Source organism: Ruegeria sp. A3M17, from assembly GCF_003318255.1.
Classification (GTDB): Bacteria; Pseudomonadota; Alphaproteobacteria; order Rhodobacterales; family Rhodobacteraceae; genus Ruegeria.
The window spans coordinates 1-1,511 of sequence record NZ_QOCF01000032.1 but is presented as its reverse complement, the minus strand read 5'-3'; the positions used below and the strand labels follow the sequence as shown (position 1 = coordinate 1,511).

Annotated in this window: 1 protein-coding gene; it reads right to left on the bottom strand. The window is 56.1% G+C overall.

Going from position 1 to position 1,511, the window contains the following annotated elements; all coding sequences use genetic code 11:
- Positions 1–74 precede the first annotated feature (74 nt).
- Positions 75–1,426 (bottom strand): IS3 family transposase gene (locus tag DS906_RS18240; RefSeq protein WP_113791511.1). Its coding sequence is split into 2 segments (ribosomal slippage): positions 75–1,090 and positions 1,090–1,426, totalling 1,353 coding nucleotides; the frame shifts between segments, so codons are not numbered across the junction.
- Between the last annotated feature and the right edge of the window lie 85 nt (positions 1,427–1,511).

Sequence of the window (1,511 nt, the reverse complement as noted above, 5' to 3'; positions counted from 1 at the left end):
TGTCCGTCGTCGGGGATTTTGGGACAGATGGCTGCCTGAGCTAAGAGAGGATCTGGCGCATCTGTTTGGTTTGATTATGCGGCGGATTTTCGGTGAAGCAAGCGCCGGGTTTCGAGTGTCTTCCGTTTGATCCTTTCTCGTTGTTTCAGAATGGTGTGGCCGCGCCCGAAGTAGACATCGGCCGGTGTGAGGTTTTGCAGGCTCTCGTGATAGCGCCGGTGATTGTAGTGATCGACAAAGGCATCGATCTTCTGGCTGAGATCGCCGGGTAGGAAGTAGTTCTCCAGCAGGATGCGGTTTTTCAGGGTCTGGTGCCAGCGCTCGATCTTGCCTTGGGTCTGTGGGTGATACGGCGCGCCTCGGACATGATCCATTTTCTGATCTTCCAGCCATTCAGCAAGTTCACTAGAGATGTAGCTGGACCCGTTGTCGCTGAGCAGCCGTGGCTTGTGGAAGACGGTCACCTGGGCACAGCCCGAAGCCTGCAAAGCCAGGTCCAGCGTATCGGTGACATCACTAGCCTTCATCGTTGTGCAGAGCTTCCAGGCGATGATGTAGCGGCTGTAATCATCGAGGATGGTCGACAGATAGAACCAGCCCCAGCCGATGACCTTCAGGTAAGTGAAGTCGGTCTGCCAGAGTTGGTTCGGCCGAGTGGTTTTATCCCGGAACTCGTCGGCCGCCGATAGAACCACATAGGCCGGGCTGGTGATCAGGTCGTAAGACTTGAGGATGCGATAGACCGAAGCCTCTGACACAAAGTACTTTTCTGTGTCGGAGAAGCGAACAGCCAACTCACGCGGGGAAAGCTCACTTTCCTTCAGAGCCAGGTCCTTGATCTTCTCGCGCACTGGCGTGGGAATGCGGTTCCAGACCCGTGATGGCTTGGGACTACGATCCTCAAGCGCCTCAGGACCACCCGACAGATACCGGTCATACCAGCGATAGAAGGTGGTCTTCGGGATGCTCAGCTTTTCCAAAGTGCGCTTGGTCGGGAGATGCGAACCTTCGACGAGGCGGATGATCTCCAGTTTTTCGGATGCGGGATACCTCATTCGTCGTCGCCCCCATCCGCGATCATGCTTTTTTTGAGCAGGCGCAGTTCCAGGGCCTGTTCTGCCACAACTTCTTTCAGATCGCGGGCCTCACGGCGCAGGCCTTTGACCTCGGTCGATGTCGCAGCACGTGCCGTGTCGCCTGCCAGACGTTTCTTGCCGGCTTCCAGAAAATCCTTGGACCAGCTGTAGTACAGACTCTGGGCGATGCCCTCTCGACGGCACAGCTCCGCAATGCTGTCCTCGCCCTTCAGACCGTCCAGCACGATCCTGATCTTCTCTTCAGCTGTATATTGCTTGCGCGTCGCGCGGCGGATGTCTTTGACAACTTTCTCGCCGTGGCTCTGCTTGGTTCCGGGTTTCTTTCTCATCTCCACTCCTTGGCGGTTACGATGAGCCAGAAACCCTCTCTTATCAAATCGACCTAAACTGTCCCATTGGTGCTGACGTCAGACA